Below are 20,220 nucleotides of genomic sequence, written 5' to 3'. Positions count from 1 at the left end.
ATAGCAAAAATAACAAAAGCCAGAGAAAATCCGGCTTTTGTTATTAGGTAGATGTAATATTTCGGGTTATTGTACTGGCTTACCGTCTTTATCAATTTTAATAGAACCAGTTTCTGCTTCTTTTTTAACGTTGATAATGTAATATTCCTTAGTTCCTTCTTTTGCTAACCAGGCTTCAGTAGCTGTCCAACCTTTGTAAGTATCCGATTTTAAGGCAGTAGTTACTGGTTCAGGTAATTCTTCTAACTTAACCGGAGTTTTAGTAACGCTATCCTGAACTGCAACAATTGCATTCGTTTTTAAATCTTTTACTTCACTTGCTTGTACTGCTGTAAATCCTGCTACAGCTAATGCTGCAGATAAAATGAACTTTTTCATAGTTGTATTTTTTAAATGATGCCCTGTTGAAGGACTGTTAAGTAATATACTTTTTTAAAGTAAAGTCAGTTTTACCCGACTTTACCTATAGATAGATGATATTTAGTTTATTGAACTGGTTTACCGTCTTTGTCAATTTTAACTGAACCAGTTTCAGCTTCTTTTTTAACATTAATTAAATAGTATTCCTTAGTTCCATCTTTTACTAACCAGGCTTCAGTAGCTGCCCATCCTTTATAAGTGTCAGATTTTAAAGCTGTAGTAACCGGCTCAGGAAGTTCTTCTAACTTAACAGGAGTTTTAGTAACGCTATCTTGAACTGCAACGATTGCAGTAGTTTTTAAATCTTTTACTTCACTTGCCTGTACTGCTGTAAATCCCGCTACAGCTAATGCTGCTGATAAAATGAACTTTTTCATAGTTATGATTTTAAAATTTATATGTGTAACAATACTGGCTAAGGTTACATAATGGTGCCAAAGGAGAATTATTTTTTTAAACAGCTTGTTATGAGTGTTTTATGACTTCTCGAACGGAAATAAAAGTGTGGAGAAACTCCACATAATGGGGGTAAGCGCAACAGAAAGAACTGCTTTTACCTCTGTTAAATTTAAAATCGGTTTAAGTAGGTGTGCCAAAAAGCAGGATTAATGTTGTCTTATAATTAAGCACTAAAATTTTCTGTACAATTTGTACTGCTATATTATTGTTGAATAAATTTGATATTCAATTATTTATGTTCCGGATTAAATAAAGCAATAGTATAGCGGAAAGAATAATGGACTGAAAATTTTAAATCGCGTTTTAAAAAAGAAGTTTTTTTTCTATAATTGCAGAAAATTAAAGCCTCCTTAGCTCAGCTGGTAGAGCAACTGACTTGTAATCAGTAGGTCATTGGTTCGATTCCGATAGGAGGCTCTTTTTTTTCTTTCATATAATCTCTTATTCTTCTTAGTAATTTAGCAGAGATTTCAAAAAATCAATATTACAGACAAAATATTCTGATCAAAAAATAAATTTTTTTGCTTCCCGTTATTCCCTTTAATTTGTGATTATGCTAAAATACTTTTCTGCCGATTGGGTTTTCCCCGTAAATCAGTCACCTATTAAAAATGGAGTGGTAGTGGTAACCGGAAAAGGTGAAATTAAAGAGGTGCTTTCCGAAGAAGAGGCGGTTAATCTGGATTTGCAAAATATCAATAAATATAAAGGTGCTATAGTGCCTGGCTTTATTAATACACATTGCCATTTGGAATTATCGCACATGCTTGGGGCAATTCAAATACAGACCGGATTAGTGGAGTTTGTGCAATCTGTTATTAAAAGCAGGCAGAACGATGCAGAACAAATAACTGCAGCCATGAAAAGTGCAGACGAACAAATGTTTAAAAACGGTATTGTTGCTGTGGGCGATATTTCTAACCAAACGGCTTCAAAAGAGATCAAAGAAGTAAGCAAAATCTATTACCATACTTTTATCGAAGCGATAGGTTTTAATCCTGAAAGGGCTGATGCCGTTATGGAGCATGCCAGAGGAATAAAATTACAATTTGATCCATTACCATCTTCCATTGTTCCACATGCCCCTTATACGGTATCCGAAAAATTATTTCAGCTGATTAATGAATATGCAAAAGCCGAAAATTCTTTTTTAAGTGTACATAATCAGGAAACAACCGACGAAAACTCCTTTTTTGAAACAAAATCTGGAGGTTTCTTAAAATTATACGACTTTTTGAACCTTAATATCGATTTCTTTCAACCCTCAGGAAAAACATCTTTACAAACGTGGTTGCCTTGCATTAATCAAAAAACATTGCTGGTTCATAACACGGTAACCAATAAGGCTGATGTAGAGTTTGCAAAAAAAACTCATGCTGACTTGTACTGGTGTCTTTGCCCTGAGGCTAATCTTTACATCGAAAATAAACTCCCTGATGTGGATTTATTAATGGATGAGGAAGTTAAAATAACATTAGGTACAGATAGTTTAGCGAGCAATCACCAACTCAATATTCTGTCTGAAATGAAAACCCTGCAAACTCAAAAACATATTGGTTTTGAAGATCTTTTGCAATGGGCCACTATAAATGGTGCAGAATTTTTGGGTATGCAAAAACAACTGGGAACTTTAGAGCCTGGTAAAATACCCGGTTTAAACTTGATTAATCTCTCCAACGATTTCGTAATAGAAAATGATGAGGTTCAAAAGATAATTTAAAGCCATGCAAATAGCCATATTAGATGATTATCAGGAAGCAGTAAAAACACTGAACTGCTACGGTTTACTAAAAGATCACGATGTTTTAATACTAAATGAAACAGAAAAGGATCCTGATGTTTTAGCAGAAAAAATTAAAAATGCAGAAGTTTTGGTGTTAATTAGAGAAAGAACAGCCATTACTGAATCCTTACTTTCGCGATTACCAAATTTAAAGATGATTAGCCAAACGGGTAAAATATCCAACCACTTGGATTTGGAAGCCTGTTCAAAATATAAGGTTGTTGTTGCAGAAGGCGTTGGCTCGCCTATTGCCCCCGCAGAATTAACCTGGATATTGATTATGAATGGGCTCCGGCAGATTCCAAATGCTATAGAGGGCATGAAAAATGGTCATTGGCAAACCAATATCGGTACAACGGTTTATGGTAAAACCATTGGTATTTGGGGTTATGGTAAAATAGGGAAAATGATTGCTGGTTATGCCAAAGCTTTTGGCGCAAAAGTTTTAATCTGGGGGAGTGAAAAATCAAGAGCAAATGCAATTGAAGATGGACTTGAAGCTGCAGAAAGCAAAACTGCTTTTTTTAAAACTGCCGATGTTATTTCTCTGCACTTGCGTTTAAACGAAGCAACTTTTGGAATCGTAAAGGAAACGGATTTAAGCCAAATGAAAACTTCGGCTTTATTAGTTAATACTTCAAGAGCTGAATTAATAGAGGATGGTGCATTATTACAATGTTTAAAAGCCGGTCGGCCTGGTTTTGCGGGATTAGATGTTTATGAAACAGAACCCATTTATAATACAGATTTTGAACTTTTAAAAATGCCAAATGTAATTTGTACCCCGCATTTGGGTTATGTAGAGCAAAACAGTTACGAATTGTATTTTGGTAAAGCATTTGAAAATATTATAAATTACGCCACCGGAAATCCCACTAATCTTGCTAATCCTGAAACATTAAGATAAACATGAACGCAATTTGTAAACTATTTAACATCAAGTATCCAATTATACAAGCCGGTATGATTTGGTGTAGCGGCTGGCGTTTAGCTTCGGCGGTATCTAATGCGGGTGGTTTGGGCATTATTGGTGCGGGCTCCATGTACCCGGAAGTATTGCGCACACACATTCAAAAATGTAAAGAAGCAACAAACTTACCCTTTGGAGTAAATATTCCTTTGTTGTATCCAAATATTAAGGAAATTATAGATATCGTTATTGAAGAAGGTGTTAAAATTGTCTTCTCATCTGCCGGTAATCCGGCCACCTGGACTGGGGTTTTAAAAGCGCATGGTATTACGGTTGTTCATGTTATAGCCAATACAAAATTTGCCTTAAAAGCACAGGAAGCAGGAGTTGATGCGGTTGTTGCAGAGGGGTTTGAGGCTGGTGGGCATAACGGACGAGAGGAAACCACTACACTTTGTTTAATTCCGATGATTACCGAAGCATTACAAATTCCGGTTATTGCCGCTGGCGGAATTGGCAGTGGAAAAGCTATGCTTGCTGCTTTTGCTTTAGGTGCTCAGGGCGTTCAGGTTGGTTCTGCTTTTGCTGTTGCGGAAGAATCATCTGCGCATCCGGCATTTAAAAATAAAATAATATCGTCGGTTGAAGGGGATACCAAACTGGCCATGAAAAAACTGGTTCCGGTGCGGTTATTAAAAAATGAATTCGCTGATACAATTGCACTGGCAGAGGCTGAAGGTGCAGATCGTACAAGGCTGATGGAACTTTTAGGCAGGGCAAGAGCGAAATTGGGCATGTTTGAGGGCGACCTGGAAAATGGTGAACTGGAAATTGGACAAATAAGCTCGATGCTTAAAGAAATCAGACCTGCTGTGGTTATCTTAGAAGAGATTTGGGGTGAATTTTTACTGGAAAAGCAGAAGATAACAGCATTGAGTTTCTAGAAGTTCCTGAATATAATTTCAATATCAACCAAAAGATACCCTACTTATTCGCTCAACTTATAACTTTGCATCATAACTAATCATAATGAATGATCATCCATCAAAAGTAAAACACATTAATATAACCGTTTCGGGCAAAGTTCAGGGCGTTTTTTTTAGAGCAAGCACTAAAGCCGTTGCCGATCAGATGGGCATTAAAGGTTTTGTTAAAAACGAAAAGGACGGCTCTGTTTATATTGAAGCAGAAGCGGAACAATTTATACTAGATGCTTTTATGGATTGGTGTAAAGAAGGACCGGAAAAATCTAAAGTAGAAAATGTGGAAGTAACTGATGGTGAACTCAAAAACTACCGCAACTTCGAAGTTGTAAAAAAGAATCTGTTATGGTAAATCAAAAGATTGAACATTTTACCTCATCCATCTTACTTTAAAATATGTCAGTATATAAAAAGTTTGCGGGTCAAACATTAGTTTATGGTTTAAGCACTATTTTTTCCAGGCTATTTAACTTTATTCTAACGCCAATTTATACAAGGGTTTATCCAACAAGCGTATATGGGATTTTTACAAAGATGTTTAGTTACGCATCCATTATCAATCCAATTTTGGCATTTGGAATGGAAACCACCTTTTTCCGGTACTTAAATAAACATGAAGATAAAAAGCAGGAAGTTTACAACAACAGTTTTTTAGTCATTGCCTTTATATCAATCTTATTCCTGATTACAGGGCATGTTTTTTCCGATTATCTGGCTAGGTTTACTTTAAATGGCAGCCTTGATCAGCTAAATGATCAGAAATTATACATTAAATTTTTTGTCTGGATTTTATTTGTAGATGCCATAAGTGTAATTCCCTTTGCAAAATTACGGGCAGATGGAAAACCAATGCATTACAGCGTAATCCGTTTTTTAAATATTGGAGTATTTGTAAGCTTTAACCTTATTTTTATTTTCGTTATCCCATTTCTTATCAAGAACCATGTTTTTAGCGATTGGTTGTCAACCTGGTATAAAGGCCGCTGGGTTGGTTATGTTTTTGTATCCAACTTAATTGCAAGTGTGGTTACCTTATTAATGCTGATTCCTCAGTTTTTAGAGATTCAGTTCAGATTTAATAAAGCATTATTTGGCAATATGTTTGGTTACAGCTGGCCAGTGCTTGTTGCAAATTTATCTTTTATTATTAACGAAAACCTGGATAAAATTTTATTAAGCAAGTATCTTCCCAACAACATTGCCGATCATGACATTGGTATTTATGGAGCAGTTTGTAAACTGGCCATCTTCATTAGTATTTTTAATACAGCATTTCGTTTAGGAGCAGAACCATTTTTCTTCAGCCATGCAAAAAACAAAAATGCCAGGGTAACTTATGCTACAATTTTATATTATTTTGTACTCGCTTTAACCATTTTATTTGTTGGCTTAACTGCTAATATTGAAATTATTAAACATTTTATTTCCGAAAAATACTGGGTAGGCTTACCTGCTGTTCCGTATTTATTGTTTGGGTACGTTTGTTTAGGTATATATATGAATTTGTCAATCTGGTATCGTTTATCAGATCAAACCAGGTATGGATTATACATTTCGCTGGTTGGGGCAATATTTACCATAGTAATGAACATCATTTTAATACCGAAATTCAGTTATATGGGTTCAGCTTGGGTATCTATGCTAGCTTATTTTATAATTATGGTTATATCGTACATTCTTGGACAAAAACACTACCCGATTCCATACAATTTAAAACGAATGACGGCTTACCTGGTTATTTCTATTGTATTGGTTTATTTATCCTTTGGAGTCTTCAATCAAAATATTTACATTGGAAATGGCTTGCTGATCGTATTTTTGATTGGTATTTTCTATTTTGAAAAAGACAACCTGATGAAAATGTTAAAGAGGAATTAGAACCGATGGAGATCAAGATCATTAATAAATCCGGACACGCTTTACCCCAATATGAAACTGCTCATGCGGCGGGCATGGATTTGCGTGCTTCAGTTTCAGAGGAAATAAATTTAAAACCTTTGCAGCGCATGCTGGTTCCAACAGGGTTGTACATAGAATTACCGGTAGGTTACGAAGCGCAGATACGGCCAAGAAGTGGTTTGGCTTATAAACATGGAATTAGTATCGTAAATTCGCCGGGCACCATTGATGCAGATTATCGCGGCGAGCTGAAAGTTTTGCTGGTTAATTTATCGGATACAGATTTTAAAATCAATAATGGCGATCGCATTGCACAAATGGTTATTGCCAAACATGAAACCGTTAGCTGGCAGCCTGTTGAAGAATTAACGGAAACCTCAAGGGGCGAGGGCGGCTACGGGCATACCGGAAAGGCTTAGTTTTATAATTTGTTAAGTGCATTCACAATGAAGTTTAAAAAACAATATTTCCTGCTGACATTGGGTTTCATTAGTGTACATGCTTTTGGACAAATTAATGTTGCGGCTGGTGTTGCAGACAGCAACATGGTAAAACAATTGTTTTTTGCGGGTTTAAGGGAAAAAATGTCCGAAAATTATCCGCTTGCTTCTACAAATTTTGCTAAAATCGTAAATCTCGATCCAAATAATCATGCTGCCCTTTTTGAATTGGCCAATGCCAATTATCGCATGGATAAGCTGAGTGAGGCCGAGCAAAATATTAAGCAGGCCGTTAAAATAAACCCGGATAATCAATGGTATTGGCGTTTGTTGAGCGAAATTTATAAACGAACCAATAAAATGCCTGAACTGGTTGATGTTTTTAGCCAGCTAATTCGCCTTCAGCCAGATCAAGATGCCTTCTACTTTGACAAGGCAAATGCACAGTTTCTGGCAAACCAGATTGAAGAGGCTAAAAAAACATACAATGACATTGAGCAGAAGTTTGGGGCATCAAGAGAATTAACGAATGCCAGACAACGTTTTAAACAAAATGGTACTGCAACTGAAAGTGATATTGTTAAACTTCTGGAAGGTAACCAGGCAGATGTTAAAAATTATTTATATGCTGCCGGTTTATTGTTGCAAAAAGGCAATGATGCTGAAGCATTAAAAGTGTTGGAAAAAGCGCAGAAACTGGAACCGAACAATTATGAGGTGAACCTTGGACTGGCTGATATTTACCGGAAGCAAAAAAATGATGATGCGGCTTTTTCAGCTTTAAAACAGGCCTTTCAGAGTGAAGAAATGCCGCACAATGAAAAGGTGAAAATAATTGCAGCACTTTTTCCAAAATCGGAGCAGCCTGCTGTAGCCAAAAATATTACCGAATTAAGCAGAATTGTTGCTGAAAAAAATCCCAACGATGTTAAAGCACTTTCTCTTTACGGAGACGTTCTATACCAGCAAAATAAATTAAAAGAAGCATTGGTTCAATACCAGGCGGCTTTAAAACTAAGCGAACAGATTTATGTGGTTTGGGAACAGGTTATCAATATTCATACGCTGCTTGGGCATTACGATGAGGCCATAAAAGTTGGAGATGAGGCTTTAAGTATTTATCCTAATCAGGCGGGTTTGTATTATTATGTGGCTTATGCCTTGTTTAAAACTGGCAAACTTGATCTTGCGCAAAGCAATTTAAAAAATGCACTGCAATTAGATGTAGAGAATAAAAGTTTGCAAGCACAAGTGTATGCACTTCAGGGCGATATCTATATTAACCAAAATAACTTTACCGCTGCAAAAACTGCTTTTGAAAAGGCCATTTCCATTGAACCGGATAATTATTTAATTATGAATAATTATGCCTATTACCTGGCTTTAAAGAACGATGATTTAAGCAAGGCAGCTAAATATGCAGAAACTGCTGCCAATGCCATGCCCAATAATTCATCGGTAACTGATACCTATGCTTTCATTCTGTTTAAGCAACAAAAATATGCTTTGGCACAAACTTGGATAGAGAAGGCTTTACAAAACAATAGTGCCAGGAATGGTGTTTACCTGGAGCATTATGGCGACATTCTTTACATGAAGGGCGATAAAGACGCTGCGTTGTTGCAGTGGCAAAAAGCTAAAGAGGCCGGTAATGGTTCGGATGTATTAATTAAAAAGATAAATGAAAAGAAATATTTTAAATAGCCTGCTCGTAATTTTTGCGGTAACTTTTGTTTCAGCGTGTAAGCCGAAACGTGAAATAGTGGTTGCACCGTCAACAAAGACAGAAACTAAAACAGATCATTCAAAAGAAGAAGCTTTAACCTTATTAAAAAGCAAACAGCTTAAGTTTAATACATTGTCTTTAAAAGCTAAGGCCAATTTGGATATTGCGGGTGATGCAAACGACGTGACCATGAACTTCAGGATAAAAGATAAAGAAGTAATTTGGGTAAGCATAACAGCTTTAGGCGGCGCTTTTGAGCCTGCAAGGGCACTTATTACACCTGATAGTATTAAAATTATGAACAGGGCTAAAAGTGAATACATTAAAAAGCCGTTCAGTTATATTTATAATTTCACTAATAAACAGGTTAATTTTAATACCCTTCAGACCATTTTAACCGGTAATGCCATTGATGATTATTTAACCGGTCAGTCTGATTTAAAAATGGATAATGGCGTTTGGACCGTATCGGGCAGTAAAGATAACCTTGATTATAAATTCTTATTCAATACTTTATTCAAGCTGTCAGAAACCAATTTGAATGATGCTAAAGCCGGTCAGGCCTTAAAAGTAACTTATGATGGTTATCAGAATGTGAATGAGTATTTATTTCCTGGTGCTTTGAAAATCAATACCTTATCTGGCGGGAAAAAGATTAATATCAATTTAGAATTTACAAAAATTGATGGCAATGTTCCGGTAGATTTTCCGTTTAATGTACCAAAGAGATTTACAGTAGTAAACTAAACATTAACTTCATTTATAAAGTAGCTGACCCCGTTTATTTCTTAAAAGATAGAAGTGAAATTTGGACGGTTGCAATAAATTCGCCATCCAGTGTGAAGATTGAGTGAAGATGCCTTTGCTATAGGTATTTAAGTAGCCTGTATCTCAATTTTAATATATTTTACTGTAAAATTTTTATACTTTTGGCTTAATGAAGCTACACAGACTCGTATTTATTCTTGTTTTTTGTGTTTTTGGCCTTTCGGCTACTGCGCAAACGGCAAATGAACTTAAAAGGAAAAAGGAAGCTATTCAGCGTGAAATTGAGCAGTTACAAAAAAATCTTAGTAAAACCTCTAATGGTAAAAAGCTAACGTTACAACAGATCAATGCCTTAAATGCACAGATTCGCTTACGCCAGGATAAGATTGGAACCATCAATTCCGAAATAAAAAATCTAGATAACCAAATCTCTCAGAACACCAATACCGTACATACGTTACAAGGTCAGTTAGGCGACCTTAAAAAAGAGTATGCAGGGATGATTCGTTTTGCACAACGCAATAGAAATTCGTACGATAAAATGATGTTCATTTTTGCAGCACGAGATTTTAATCAGGCCTATAAAAGGATAAAATATTTACAACAATTTAGCCAGTACCGTAAAAAACAAGCCGGTTATATTGAGAATACACAAAGAGACCTTAATGGTAAAATTGTCATTCTGGACAGAACGCTGAAAGAGAAAAGTACGCTATTAAGAGATCAGGAGAAAGAAAAAGAAAGGCTTGGCAAAGATAAAAACGAGCAGGCAGCAGCTTTGAATCAACTTAGCAAACAGGAAAAACAATTTAAACGGGATATTGCGACTAAGAAAAAGCAGGAAGCTCAAATGGACAGGGCAATTAAACTGGCCATTCAGAGAGCAATTGAAGAAGAAAGAAGAAGGGTAGCAGAAGAAGCCAGAAGAAGAGCAGCAGAGGAGGCCCGAATTGCGGCAGCAAAAGCTAAAGCAGAAAACAGACCAGCTCCGGCTGCGGCACCGGCTGCAAAAGCAAAAACAAATAGCGAGTTGCTTACCGCTACACCCGAATCGGCTAAATTATCTGCAGGTTTTGAAAATAACAGAGGTCGATTGCCTTACCCGGTTGCAACAGGAACCATTACACAGCATTTTGGTGTGCATAAGGTAGATCAGGCATCGATGAATAATGAAGGTATTGACATTACCACTGCCGAAGGTTCTTCTGTTCGTGCGGTTTTTGAAGGGGATGTGTTTATGGTTAACTTAATTTACGGACAGTACTTTGTGGTTATTAAACATGGTGATTACTTCACCGTTTATAAAAATTTAAGATCGGTTAGCGTAAACAAAGGTGATAAAGTAAGTACCAAGCAAACAATTGGTACCGTAGCAAATACAGGTGATGTAGCAGAACTGCATTTTGAAGTGATGAGAGGAATGAACAAGCTTAACCCCGAAGCCTGGATTAGTAAGTAAAGAAGACAGTTTTAATGTTTATATTTGTATAAATTATATTAGTGATGTATCAAGGCACGTTATTAGAGTTTTTAAATATGGGTGGATCGGAGATCATACTCATTTTAGTAGTGGTACTTTTGTTATTTGGAGGTAAAAAATTACCTGAACTGGCAAGAGGACTGGGCAAAGGGATCAGAGAATTTAAAGATGCTTCTGATGGTGTAAAACGTGAAATTCACAGAAATATTAATGCCCTGGATTTAGATAAAGAAATGGCAGAAGAAACTGTAAAAAATAATAACAATGAACGTCATCATCCAACCGAATCATCTGCTGAAGATGAGAAGGTGGAATCAAATGTTACTCATCCCTCAGTGAGCACGCCCATAGATGAAAAAATTGTAACTGATAGTCAAAAAGTTTAAACAAAAAGTTATGTTAAATACAACAATAGCAGCAATGCTCGGTACACCTGAAATTGTGATTATTTTAGTCGTTGTGCTATTACTTTTCGGGGGTAAAAAAATTCCTGAACTTATGCGTGGTTTAGGTAAAGGTGTTAAAGAATTTAAAGATGGTAAAGATGGGGCTGACGGAGATCAGGTAGATCCGTCAAACCGCGATAAAACCGTTTAACCACAATATTATTAAGTTTTGAAGAAATACAGCTCTCTTAAAGAGATACAAACGCTCATTTCGCAAAAGCAATTAACTTTACCGGATTTACTGACTTATTATTTTAAGCAGATTAAGGATAATGAACACCTCAATGCATTTAATGAGGTGTTTTTTTATACGGCAGAAGTTCAGGCTAAAGCGGTACAGCAAAAGATAGAAGAAGGTACTGCTGGTAAACTGGCAGGAATGGTTATCGGCATTAAAGATAATATTTGTTACCAGGATCATATTGTTACTGCATCTTCAAAAATGCTCGATGGCTTTGTATCCCCTTATTCATCAACAGTTGTAAAACGTTTGTTGCAGGAAGATGCCGTTATTATTGGTCGTTTAAACTGCGATGAATTTGCAATGGGCGGTTCTAACGAAACTTCATACTTTGGAGAAGTAAAAAATGCTGCCAATTCAGAACTTGTTCCGGGTGGTTCTTCAGGTGGTTCGGCAGTTGCTGTTCAGGCTGATATGTGTTTATCTGCTTTAGGTACAGATACAGGCGGATCGGTTAGACAACCTGCTGCTTTTTGTGGTCAAATTGGCTTAAAACCAACTTATGGTCGCATTTCACGCTATGGTGTTATTGCTTATGCCTCATCTTTTGATCAGGTGGGTCCAATTACCTCCTCTGTAGAAGATGCTGCATTATTATTACAGGTTTTAGCCGGTGCAGATGAAAACGACAGTACCGTTTCTCCTTTACAAGTGCCAGACTATCCTGCCCATCTTCATAACAGTAATAAACAAAAAATAGCCGTTTTAAAAGAAACAATGGAAAGCGATGCGCTTGATCCTGAAATTAAATCTGCTATTTTAAAATCGATAGAAGATTTAAAACAAAAAGGTCACACTGTAGAGTATGTATCTTTTGATTTGCTGGATTACCTTGTTCCTGCCTACTATATTTTAACAACGGCAGAGGCTTCTTCCAACCTTTCGCGTTATGATGGGGTACATTACGGTCACCGGAATACAGAAGCAAAATCATTAAACGAACTTTATAAACTATCCCGTGCCGAAGGTTTTGGCGAAGAAGTAAAACGGCGTATTTTGCTAGGCACGTTTGTTTTAAGCGCAGGGTATTACGATGCTTATTATCAAAAAGCACAACAGGTAAGAAGATTAATCAGAGAAAAACTGGATGAGTTGTTCAAAGATTATGACTTGATTTTATCCCCTGTGGCACCAACACCCGCATTTAAAATAGGTGATCACATGAAAGATCCACTGGTGATGTACATGGCCGATATTTTTACTGTATTACCATCTTTAACCGGAAATCCGGCAATAGCCCTGCCATTGGGCAATAATACAGCAGGTTTGCCGTTAAGTATTCAATTTACAGCCAAACATTTTGAGGAAGATAAGCTTCTGGCTTTTTCTCAGGCATTTTTATCATAAGTATTACCGTCATTGCAAGGCAGGGAACAAATTCTAAATGCGAAAGCAGAAATTGTTGTATTGCGGCCCAGAGGATTTGGGTTAATGGCGTTTTTTTAACAGTACGGTTCCGTTAATCTTTTGGAATTCTTTAAAGAAAACCTGTTGAGTTTTAACTGACGGATTATTAAACAAATAGCCCATGATTAAAAAATTACTTTTTGTAACAGTTTGTGTATTATCAGGCTTAATAAGCCCCGTTTTTGCACAACAAATCTTAAAATTAGACAGCCTCCACAAAGTTCAGAACAATATTTTCATTAACACGGATACAGTGGCAGTTCCCGTAACTGTTGAAAATCCATTAATGATGAGCCAAAATTATATTTATAAGCTCAGACTGGATTCTATTGTCAAAACCGTTCCATTGCCTTACAACGAATATGTACAGCAATACATTGATATTTATGCTAAGCGTAAAGATATGTTCGGCAAAATGTTGGGTTTATCGGGTTATTATTTTCCAATTTTTGATAAGGCACTAAAAGATTATAACCTGCCAACGGAAATTAAATATTTAACTATTGTAGAATCTCAAATGAATCCGCATGCCATATCAAGGGTTGGTGCAACCGGCATCTGGCAGTTTATGTTTGGTACGGGTAAAGCCTATGGATTAAAGATGGATAACTTTGTTGATGAAAGGAAAGATCCCATTCAGGCAAGTTATGCGGCTGCGGCCTATTTTAGAGATGCTTTTGATGAACTTGGAGATTGGCTGCTGGCCATTGCTGCATATAATTGTGGTAAAGGAAACGTAACCCGGGCCATTGATAAAGCAGGGTCAAGAGATTTTTGGGCAATCAGACCGTTTTTACCAAAGGAAACCCGAAACTATGTACCAGCCTTTATTGCGGCTATTTATGTGATGAATTATGCCGGTAAACATCAAATAACAGCCCAGGCTTGCAATCTATTTTTAAAAACCGACACCGTACAGGTAAATCGTTTTGTTTCTTTACCTATGCTGGCCAGGGCTTTAAATGTTGAGGAAGAAGTATTGTTTGCGTTAAATCCATCGTATAAGAAGAAAATTGTAAATGGTACTGACGATCTTCCTAGGCGGATTATAATGCCGAAACTTAAAGATGTTGACTACGCCGGTATTTACGAAGTATTAAATACAAATCTGGATATAGATACCCGGATTTATCAGGCAAGTACAGATGATGTGCGTGATTTAAGAAAGCGGAAATCGGCAAGTGTAGTTTCAGCAAATGTACTTTATCATAAAGTTACACCGGGTCAAAACTTAAACATGGTTGCTGATAAATACGGAGTGGAGTTACAGGATTTAAGGGTTTGGAACGGATTGAAAAGTAAAACCATCGTTCCGGGGCAAAAATTAAAAGTTTACACTAAAACACGCACCCGTTTAAAGGCTCCATCTTCTTATTTGAGTTACAGGGTTAAGGTAGGCGATACATTATCAGAAATAGCAGAGAAATTTGATGGTGTAACAGTCTATCAGATTAAACGTGATAATCGTTTACCCAAAGCAGGTTTACATCCGGGTATGATTTTAAAGATCAGCAGAGGTTAAAAAAACATCAGGAAATTTAAATGCTATAGCAGCAATATGTAACAATGCTGTTGATTAACATTTAGTTAACCTTTATTGCGTTTAGATAAAATTATATTGGTTTAAACTTGCCATAAATTATTTCTAGACAAAACATGGATACCAGAAGAGAATTTCTACGTAAATCTTTACTTCTTTCGGGCGCCGCAGGTGTAGCTACTGTAATGCCCTCATCTATTCAAAAAGCATTGGCTATAAACCCGGCTCCGGGGAGTACGTTTTTAGATGCAGAACATGTGGTGATCCTGATGCAGGAAAACCGGTCATTCGATCACACATTTGGTACGCTGCAGGGGGTAAGAGGATTTAATGATCCCAGAGCCATACACCTTCCGGATAAAAAACCCGTTTGGTTTCAAACTGATGCTACCGGAAATACCTACGCACCTTTCAGATTAAATATAAAAGACACTAAAGTAACCTGGATGGGGTCGCTGCCACATTCGCGTGCCAGCCAGGTTGATGCCTATAATCAGGGCAAATACGATAAGTGGCTATCGGCAAAGCAATCCGGTAATAAAAACTATGCCCACATGCCACTTACGCTTGGACATTACACCCGTGAAGATTTACCATTTAATTATGCTTTAGCAGATGCTTTCACGGTTTGCGATCAAAACTTTTGTTCAGCTATGACCAGTACGACCCCTAACCGGTCTTTTTTCTGGACAGGGAAAATAACCCACGATGAAGACGGTATTCCTAAAGCGAACATCAGGAATGATGATTTTGCCTACACCAAACATGTTTGGAAAACTTTTCCCGAATTACTGGAAGAAAATAAAATTAACTGGAAATTTTATCAGAATGAAACCAGTTGCGGTGGTGGTTTTAAAGGAGAAGAACGTGCATGGCTTTCGAATTTTGGCTGTAATCTGCTCGAATTTTTTAAAGCTTACAACGTTAAGTTTAAAGATAGATATGTTGAAAGTTTACAAAAGCAAGTCGAAACATTACCGGCTGAAATTAATAAACTTCAGGAAGCCAGCCCTTCCAGTGAAGCAGCTTCGAAGAAAATTCAAAAAGACCTTAAAAATAAATTAAAAGCACTTGATGAGGCTACTGCTGAACTCGGGATTTGGAGTAAAAAGAACTTTGATAAACTGTCTGATCAGGAGAAAAATTTGTTTTACAGTGCTTTTGTAATTAATAAAAAAGACCCGGGATATAGAAATATTTCAACCTTAAAATATAATGACGGGGGTAAAGAACGTGAGGTAACTGTACCCGAAGGTGATGTTTTGCATCAGTTTAGGGCAGATGTGAATAATGGAAAGTTACCAACGGTATCCTGGCTTGCCGGACCACAGAATTTTTCAGACCACCCGAGTGCACCGTGGTATGGTGCATGGTACATTTCTGAAGTGATGGATATTTTAACCAAAAACCCGGAAGTGTGGAAGAAAACCATTTTCATTGTTACTTATGATGAAAATGATGGCTACTACGACCACGTACCTCCATTTTCGATTCCAGATAATAATAAACCAGAAACCGGAAAAGTTTCTGACGGAATTGAAACAGAAATCGAGCATGTACGCTTGGCCAATGAATTAAAACAAGGTGTGCCTGAAAAGCAAGCCCGGGAAGCACCAATTGGTTTAGGTTTTAGGGTGCCGATGTTAATTGCCTCGCCATGGAGCAGGGGCGGTAAAGTGTGTTCGCAGGTTTTTGACCACACTTCAACCCTTCAGTTTTTAGAAGAATTTGTAAACAGGAAGTACAGCAAAAAGATTAAAATTGATAACATCAGTCAATGGCGAAGGGCAATTTCGGGCAACCTTACTTCGGCTTTTGCGCCCTTTGATCCAAAATCGGCACAACTCCCTTTCTTGCAACGGGATGCTTTTGTAGAAACCATTTATAACGCTAAGTTTAAAGAAGAACCAACGGGTTTTAAACCAATTTCGGACGCTGCTCTTAAAAATGCAGGCAATGGTACATTTGCCGGATTAATGTCACAGCAAGAAAAAGGTATCCGTAAATCTTGTGCTTTACCCTATCAGTTATTGGCTGGAGGCGTACTTTCGGATGATAAACAAAGTTTCCAGATTAATATGGCAGCCAGGAACCAAATTTTTAACGATCAGGCGGCGGGTTCACCTTTCACGGTTTATGCACCAGGAAGTTTCAAGGCTGAAAATCAACCGGAAGAAATTTGCAGAAACTGGTCTTTTGCCGTAAAAGCAAATGACGAATTACGTTATAACTGGCCTTTAAATGCTTTTGAATCTGGAAAATATCACCTCCGCCTAAATGGTCCCAATGGTTTTTACCGGGAGTTTATGGGTACAGCAAACGATCCGCTGTTAACCATAACCGCAGAAACTGAGGTGAACCGGTTAACTAAAATTCCGACAGGAAATGTAAAGCTAACTGTAAAAAATGAAGGCAGTAATGCTGTAAATATTCAAATAAATGACTTAGGTTATAAAAGCAATAATTTGCAGAAAATAATAAAATCAAAGACGGAAGAAGTAATAATTTTGAATTTGCAATCCAGTTACGGTTGGTATGATTTTGAAATTAAAACCAATGCAAACAGCCTGTTTATGCAGCGGTTTGCAGGAAAAGTAGAAACAGGTAAAGAAAGTTTTACAGATCCGGTAATGGGAAGGGTTTAATTGAAAACAGAATCATTATTCAGTTTAGCCATTTTTGAAAATTATAAGATCATTGAATAAACATTTCTCAACTTTATGTCATGTTTTTGATAGGTATATTTATTTTCTGCCTCGTAAAAGAATTGTACCTTTGCGCCGTCACTAATAAGTTACGAAATGAGCAAAACCAATAGAAAGCAAGATGCGCTGGATTACCACTCGCAGGGTCGCCCGGGAAAGATACAAGTTGTACCGACTAAACCGACAAACTCACAACGCGATTTAACTTTGGCCTATTCGCCAGGTGTAGCCGAGCCATGCTTAAAAATTGCAGAAAATAAAGAAGATGTTTATAAATATACCGCAAAAGGAAACCTTGTTGCGGTAATTAGTAACGGTACAGCCGTTTTAGGCCTTGGAGACATAGGTCCTGAAGCAGGAAAACCAGTTATGGAAGGTAAAGGATTACTTTTCAAAATTTTTGCCGATATCGATGTTTTCGATTTGGAGCTTGACACCAAAAATGTAGATGATTTTGTTAAAATCGTTAAAGCCTTAGAGCCAACTTTTGGAGGTGTAAATCTGGAAGATATTAAAGCGCCTGAGTGTTTTGAAATCGAGCGCCGCTTAAAAGAAGAAATGAATATTCCGGTTATGCATGACGATCAGCATGGTACCGCAATTATATCTGCAGCCGCATTAATTAACGCCTGCGAAATCCAGAAAAAGAAAATGGATAAGATTAAAATTGTGGTTAACGGTGCCGGTGCAGCTGCAATTTCATGTACAAAATTATACGTTTCTTTAGGTGCGAAAAAAGAAAATATCGTGATGTGCGATCGCTCTGGTGTGATTCGTAAAGATCGTGAAGTACTGGATGAGATTAAAGCTGAGTTTGCAACAGACAGAAAAATAAGCACTTTAGAAGAAGCATTGAAAGATGCGGATGTGTTTATCGGTTTATCTTCTGCTGATTGTGTTACAGCGCCAATGTTAAGCTCTATGGCTAAAAACCCTATCGTTTTTGCTATGGCAAACCCTAATCCGGAAATTGCTTACGAATTGGCCATAGGTACCCGTAAAGACATCATTATGGCAACCGGCCGTTCTGATTATCCTAACCAGGTGAATAATGTTTTAGGTTTCCCTTATATTTTCCGTGGTGCTTTGGATGTTCGTGCAACAGGAATTAACGAGCCAATGAAAATTGCTGCGGTTAAAGCCATTGCTGAACTGGCTAAAAAATCTGTTCCGGAGGCTGTAAACTTAGCTTACAACGCCCGTAATTTAAAATTTGGTAAAGATTATATTATTCCTAAACCGGTAGATTTCAGGTTAATTACCGAAGTATCTATTGCGGTAGCAAAAGCGGCAATAGAAAGTGGTGTTGCCCGTAAAATTATTACCGACTGGGATGCTTATTCGGAAGAATTAAGGAAAAGATTAGGTTTGGATGATGCCATTATGCGTGCCATCACCATTAAAGCTAAATCTGATCCTAAGCGGGTGGTTTTTGCTGAGGCAGATAACTATAAAATTTTAAAAGCAGCTCAAATTGTAAACGACGATAATATTGCAATTCCTATTCTTTTAGGAAATAAAGAAAAAATCCAGTCTATTATCAATGAGCATGGATTAGAATTAGAAGGTGTTCAAATCATCGATCAGATGCAGGAACCTGAAAAAACTAAAAAATATGCGGAGGCATTATTTAAAAAACGTCAGCGTAAAGGCATTTCCTTAAATGATGCAACTAAACTTTTGCGTGACCGTAATTATTTTGGTGCTTCAATGGTCGAGTTTGGTGAAGCAGATGCAATGATTTCTGGTTTAACTAAAGACTATGGATCAACTATTAAGCCGGCTTTGCAGGTAATTGGAGTTGAGCCAGGTGTTAAACGTGTGGCGGGTATGTACATGATGATGACCAAAAAAGGCCCTGTTTTCTTTGGTGATACCACAGTAAACGTTGATCCAACGGCAGAAGAGCTGGTTGATATTACTTTATTGCTTGATAAATCTGTAAAACAATTTAACATTAAACCACGTGTAGCTTTACTTTCGTATTCTAACTTTGGTTCAAATGATGGTGTAATACCGAATAAAGTAAGAGAAACCGTAAAAATTCTTCATAAAAATCATCCTGAAGTAGTGGTTGACGGAGAAATGCAGGGAAACTTTGCCATTAATAATGAATTGCTGAAAGATAATTTTCCTTTCAGTACATTGGCAGATGCACCCGCAAATACTTTAATTTTTCCTAACTTAGAATCAGGCAACATTGCTTACAAACTTTTACAGGAATTAGGTGGGGCGGAAGCGGTTGGTCCGATTTTATTAGGATTAAACAAACCGGTACATATTGTTCAGCTGGGAAGTTCGGTACGTGAAATTGTAAATATGGTTACCATTGCTGTTGTTGATGTGCAAGCGAAAGAAGAAATTGCAGGAACATCGAAACGAAAAGGTATATTTGGAAAAACAACTAAGAAGTAATACAATATGTACGCCTATATCGATGGTAAATTAGTCTTCAAAAATCCGGCTTATGTTGTGGTGGAGGCCGGAGGTATAGGTTATCACATTAATATATCTTTAAATACATATAGCAACCTTGGTGAATCAGAAAGGTGTAAGTTGTATACCTGGTTGCATGTAAAAGAAGATGCACATACATTATACGGGTTCGCCGATGAGGGCGAACGCCGTTTATTTTTACATCTGATTTCAGTATCTGGCATTGGGCCTAATACCGGACGGATGATTTTATCCTCAATTACTCCTGTAGAAATACAAAGTGCAATTGTACATGCAGACCTTCCTTTAATTCAGCGAATTAAGGGCTTGGGTGCTAAAACGGCACAGCGTTTAGTGTTAGAACTACAAGATAAATTGAAAAAAGAAGGCGTAGATTCATTAATTTCCATGCCTCAACACAATACAATTAAAGACGAAGCGTTATCAGCACTGGTAATGCTCGGATTTGCCAAACAAACCGCCGAAAAAACTATTGATCAGATATTAAAAGAGACTGGGGAAACGCTTTCGGTAGAGCAACTAATTAAACAAGCTTTAAAAAAATTATAGACTTAAC

18 protein-coding genes and 1 tRNA gene are annotated in these 20,220 nt (G+C 37.1%); 17 read left to right on the top strand and 2 right to left on the bottom strand.

Annotation, left to right across the window (positions count from 1 at the left end; translation table 11 throughout):
- Positions 1 to 66 precede the first annotated feature (66 nt).
- Complete coding sequence (locus O0955_RS02635) at positions 67 to 378, bottom strand: hypothetical protein (protein ID WP_269425971.1); 312 nt, start codon at positions 376 to 378, stop codon at positions 67 to 69.
- A gap of 107 nt (positions 379 to 485) precedes the next feature.
- Complete coding sequence (locus O0955_RS02630; protein WP_269425970.1) at positions 486 to 797, bottom strand: hypothetical protein; 312 nt, start codon at positions 795 to 797, stop codon at positions 486 to 488.
- 426 nt (positions 798 to 1,223) lie between these two features.
- On the opposite strand from O0955_RS02630, the gene O0955_RS02625 reads away from it, so the two are divergent.
- From O0955_RS02625 to ruvA, 17 genes are all read left to right on the top strand, one after another.
- Positions 1,224 to 1,296, top strand: a tRNA-Thr gene (locus O0955_RS02625).
- Between the two features lie 136 nt (positions 1,297 to 1,432).
- Positions 1,433 to 2,599 (top strand): amidohydrolase family protein, encoded by a 1,167-nt coding sequence (locus O0955_RS02620; protein WP_269425969.1) that lies wholly within the window; start codon positions 1,433 to 1,435, stop codon positions 2,597 to 2,599.
- A gap of 4 nt (positions 2,600 to 2,603) precedes the next feature.
- The gene (locus O0955_RS02615; RefSeq protein WP_269425968.1) at positions 2,604 to 3,569 is read left to right on the top strand and encodes a D-2-hydroxyacid dehydrogenase family protein; all 966 of its coding nucleotides are present in this window, start codon (positions 2,604 to 2,606) and stop codon (positions 3,567 to 3,569) included.
- Positions 3,570 to 3,571: 2 nt separating this feature from the next.
- Positions 3,572 to 4,516: an NAD(P)H-dependent flavin oxidoreductase gene (locus O0955_RS02610; RefSeq protein ID WP_269425967.1), complete on the top strand. Its 945-nt coding sequence runs from the start codon at positions 3,572 to 3,574 to the stop codon at positions 4,514 to 4,516.
- An 85-nt stretch (positions 4,517 to 4,601) separates the two neighbouring features.
- Positions 4,602 to 4,907 carry an acylphosphatase gene (locus O0955_RS02605; RefSeq protein ID WP_269425966.1) on the top strand — a complete coding sequence of 102 codons (306 nt, stop codon included), beginning with the start codon at positions 4,602 to 4,604 and terminating at the stop codon, positions 4,905 to 4,907.
- Between the two features lie 44 nt (positions 4,908 to 4,951).
- Positions 4,952 to 6,433, top strand: coding sequence for a lipopolysaccharide biosynthesis protein (locus O0955_RS02600; protein WP_269425965.1), 1,482 nt, complete (start codon positions 4,952 to 4,954; stop codon positions 6,431 to 6,433).
- 5 nt (positions 6,434 to 6,438) lie between these two features.
- Entirely contained in the window at positions 6,439 to 6,873 is a 435-nt protein-coding gene (gene dut, locus O0955_RS02595; protein ID WP_269425964.1) for a dUTP diphosphatase, read from the top strand.
- 27 nt (positions 6,874 to 6,900) lie between these two features.
- Positions 6,901 to 8,598: a tetratricopeptide repeat protein gene (locus O0955_RS02590; protein WP_269425963.1), complete on the top strand. Its 1,698-nt coding sequence runs from the start codon at positions 6,901 to 6,903 to the stop codon at positions 8,596 to 8,598.
- A complete protein-coding gene (gene lolB1, locus O0955_RS02585; RefSeq protein ID WP_269425962.1) occupies positions 8,576 to 9,367 on the top strand; it encodes a lipoprotein insertase outer membrane protein LolB1 in 792 nt (263 codons plus the stop codon). The genes O0955_RS02590 and lolB1 overlap by 23 nt, the downstream gene beginning before the upstream one ends.
- Positions 9,368 to 9,557: 190 nt before the next feature.
- The gene (locus O0955_RS02580; protein WP_269425961.1) at positions 9,558 to 10,847 is read left to right on the top strand and encodes a murein hydrolase activator EnvC family protein; all 1,290 of its coding nucleotides are present in this window, start codon (positions 9,558 to 9,560) and stop codon (positions 10,845 to 10,847) included.
- Between the two features lie 44 nt (positions 10,848 to 10,891).
- The gene (locus O0955_RS02575; RefSeq protein ID WP_269425960.1) at positions 10,892 to 11,254 is read left to right on the top strand and encodes a Sec-independent protein translocase subunit TatA/TatB; all 363 of its coding nucleotides are present in this window, start codon (positions 10,892 to 10,894) and stop codon (positions 11,252 to 11,254) included.
- 10 nt (positions 11,255 to 11,264) lie between these two features.
- A complete protein-coding gene (gene tatA, locus O0955_RS02570; RefSeq protein WP_269425959.1) occupies positions 11,265 to 11,465 on the top strand; it encodes a twin-arginine translocase TatA/TatE family subunit in 201 nt (66 codons plus the stop codon).
- Positions 11,466 to 11,483: 18 nt separating this feature from the next.
- A complete protein-coding gene (gatA, locus tag O0955_RS02565) occupies positions 11,484 to 12,902 on the top strand; it encodes an Asp-tRNA(Asn)/Glu-tRNA(Gln) amidotransferase subunit GatA (RefSeq protein WP_269425958.1) in 1,419 nt (472 codons plus the stop codon).
- 181 nt (positions 12,903 to 13,083) lie between these two features.
- Positions 13,084 to 14,484 carry a lytic transglycosylase domain-containing protein gene (locus O0955_RS02560; RefSeq protein WP_269425957.1) on the top strand — a complete coding sequence of 467 codons (1,401 nt, stop codon included), beginning with the start codon at positions 13,084 to 13,086 and terminating at the stop codon, positions 14,482 to 14,484.
- Positions 14,485 to 14,618: 134 nt separating this feature from the next.
- Positions 14,619 to 17,147, top strand: a complete 2,529-nt coding sequence (locus O0955_RS02555) for a phosphocholine-specific phospholipase C (RefSeq protein WP_269425956.1) — start codon at positions 14,619 to 14,621, stop codon at positions 17,145 to 17,147.
- A 156-nt stretch (positions 17,148 to 17,303) separates the two neighbouring features.
- On the top strand, positions 17,304 to 19,622 hold the full coding sequence (locus O0955_RS02550; RefSeq protein ID WP_269425955.1) for an NADP-dependent malic enzyme: 2,319 nt from the start codon (positions 17,304 to 17,306) through the stop codon (positions 19,620 to 19,622).
- A gap of 6 nt (positions 19,623 to 19,628) precedes the next feature.
- The gene (gene ruvA / locus O0955_RS02545; RefSeq protein WP_269425954.1) at positions 19,629 to 20,213 is read left to right on the top strand and encodes a Holliday junction branch migration protein RuvA; all 585 of its coding nucleotides are present in this window, start codon (positions 19,629 to 19,631) and stop codon (positions 20,211 to 20,213) included.
- Positions 20,214 to 20,220 lie beyond the last annotated feature (7 nt).

The sequence above is a fragment of the Pedobacter punctiformis genome (assembly GCF_027213715.1).
Taxonomy (GTDB): domain Bacteria; phylum Bacteroidota; class Bacteroidia; order Sphingobacteriales; family Sphingobacteriaceae; genus Pedobacter; species Pedobacter punctiformis.
The sequence above is the reverse complement of the archived record's forward strand: the minus strand, read 5'-3'. Positions and strand labels throughout refer to the sequence as shown.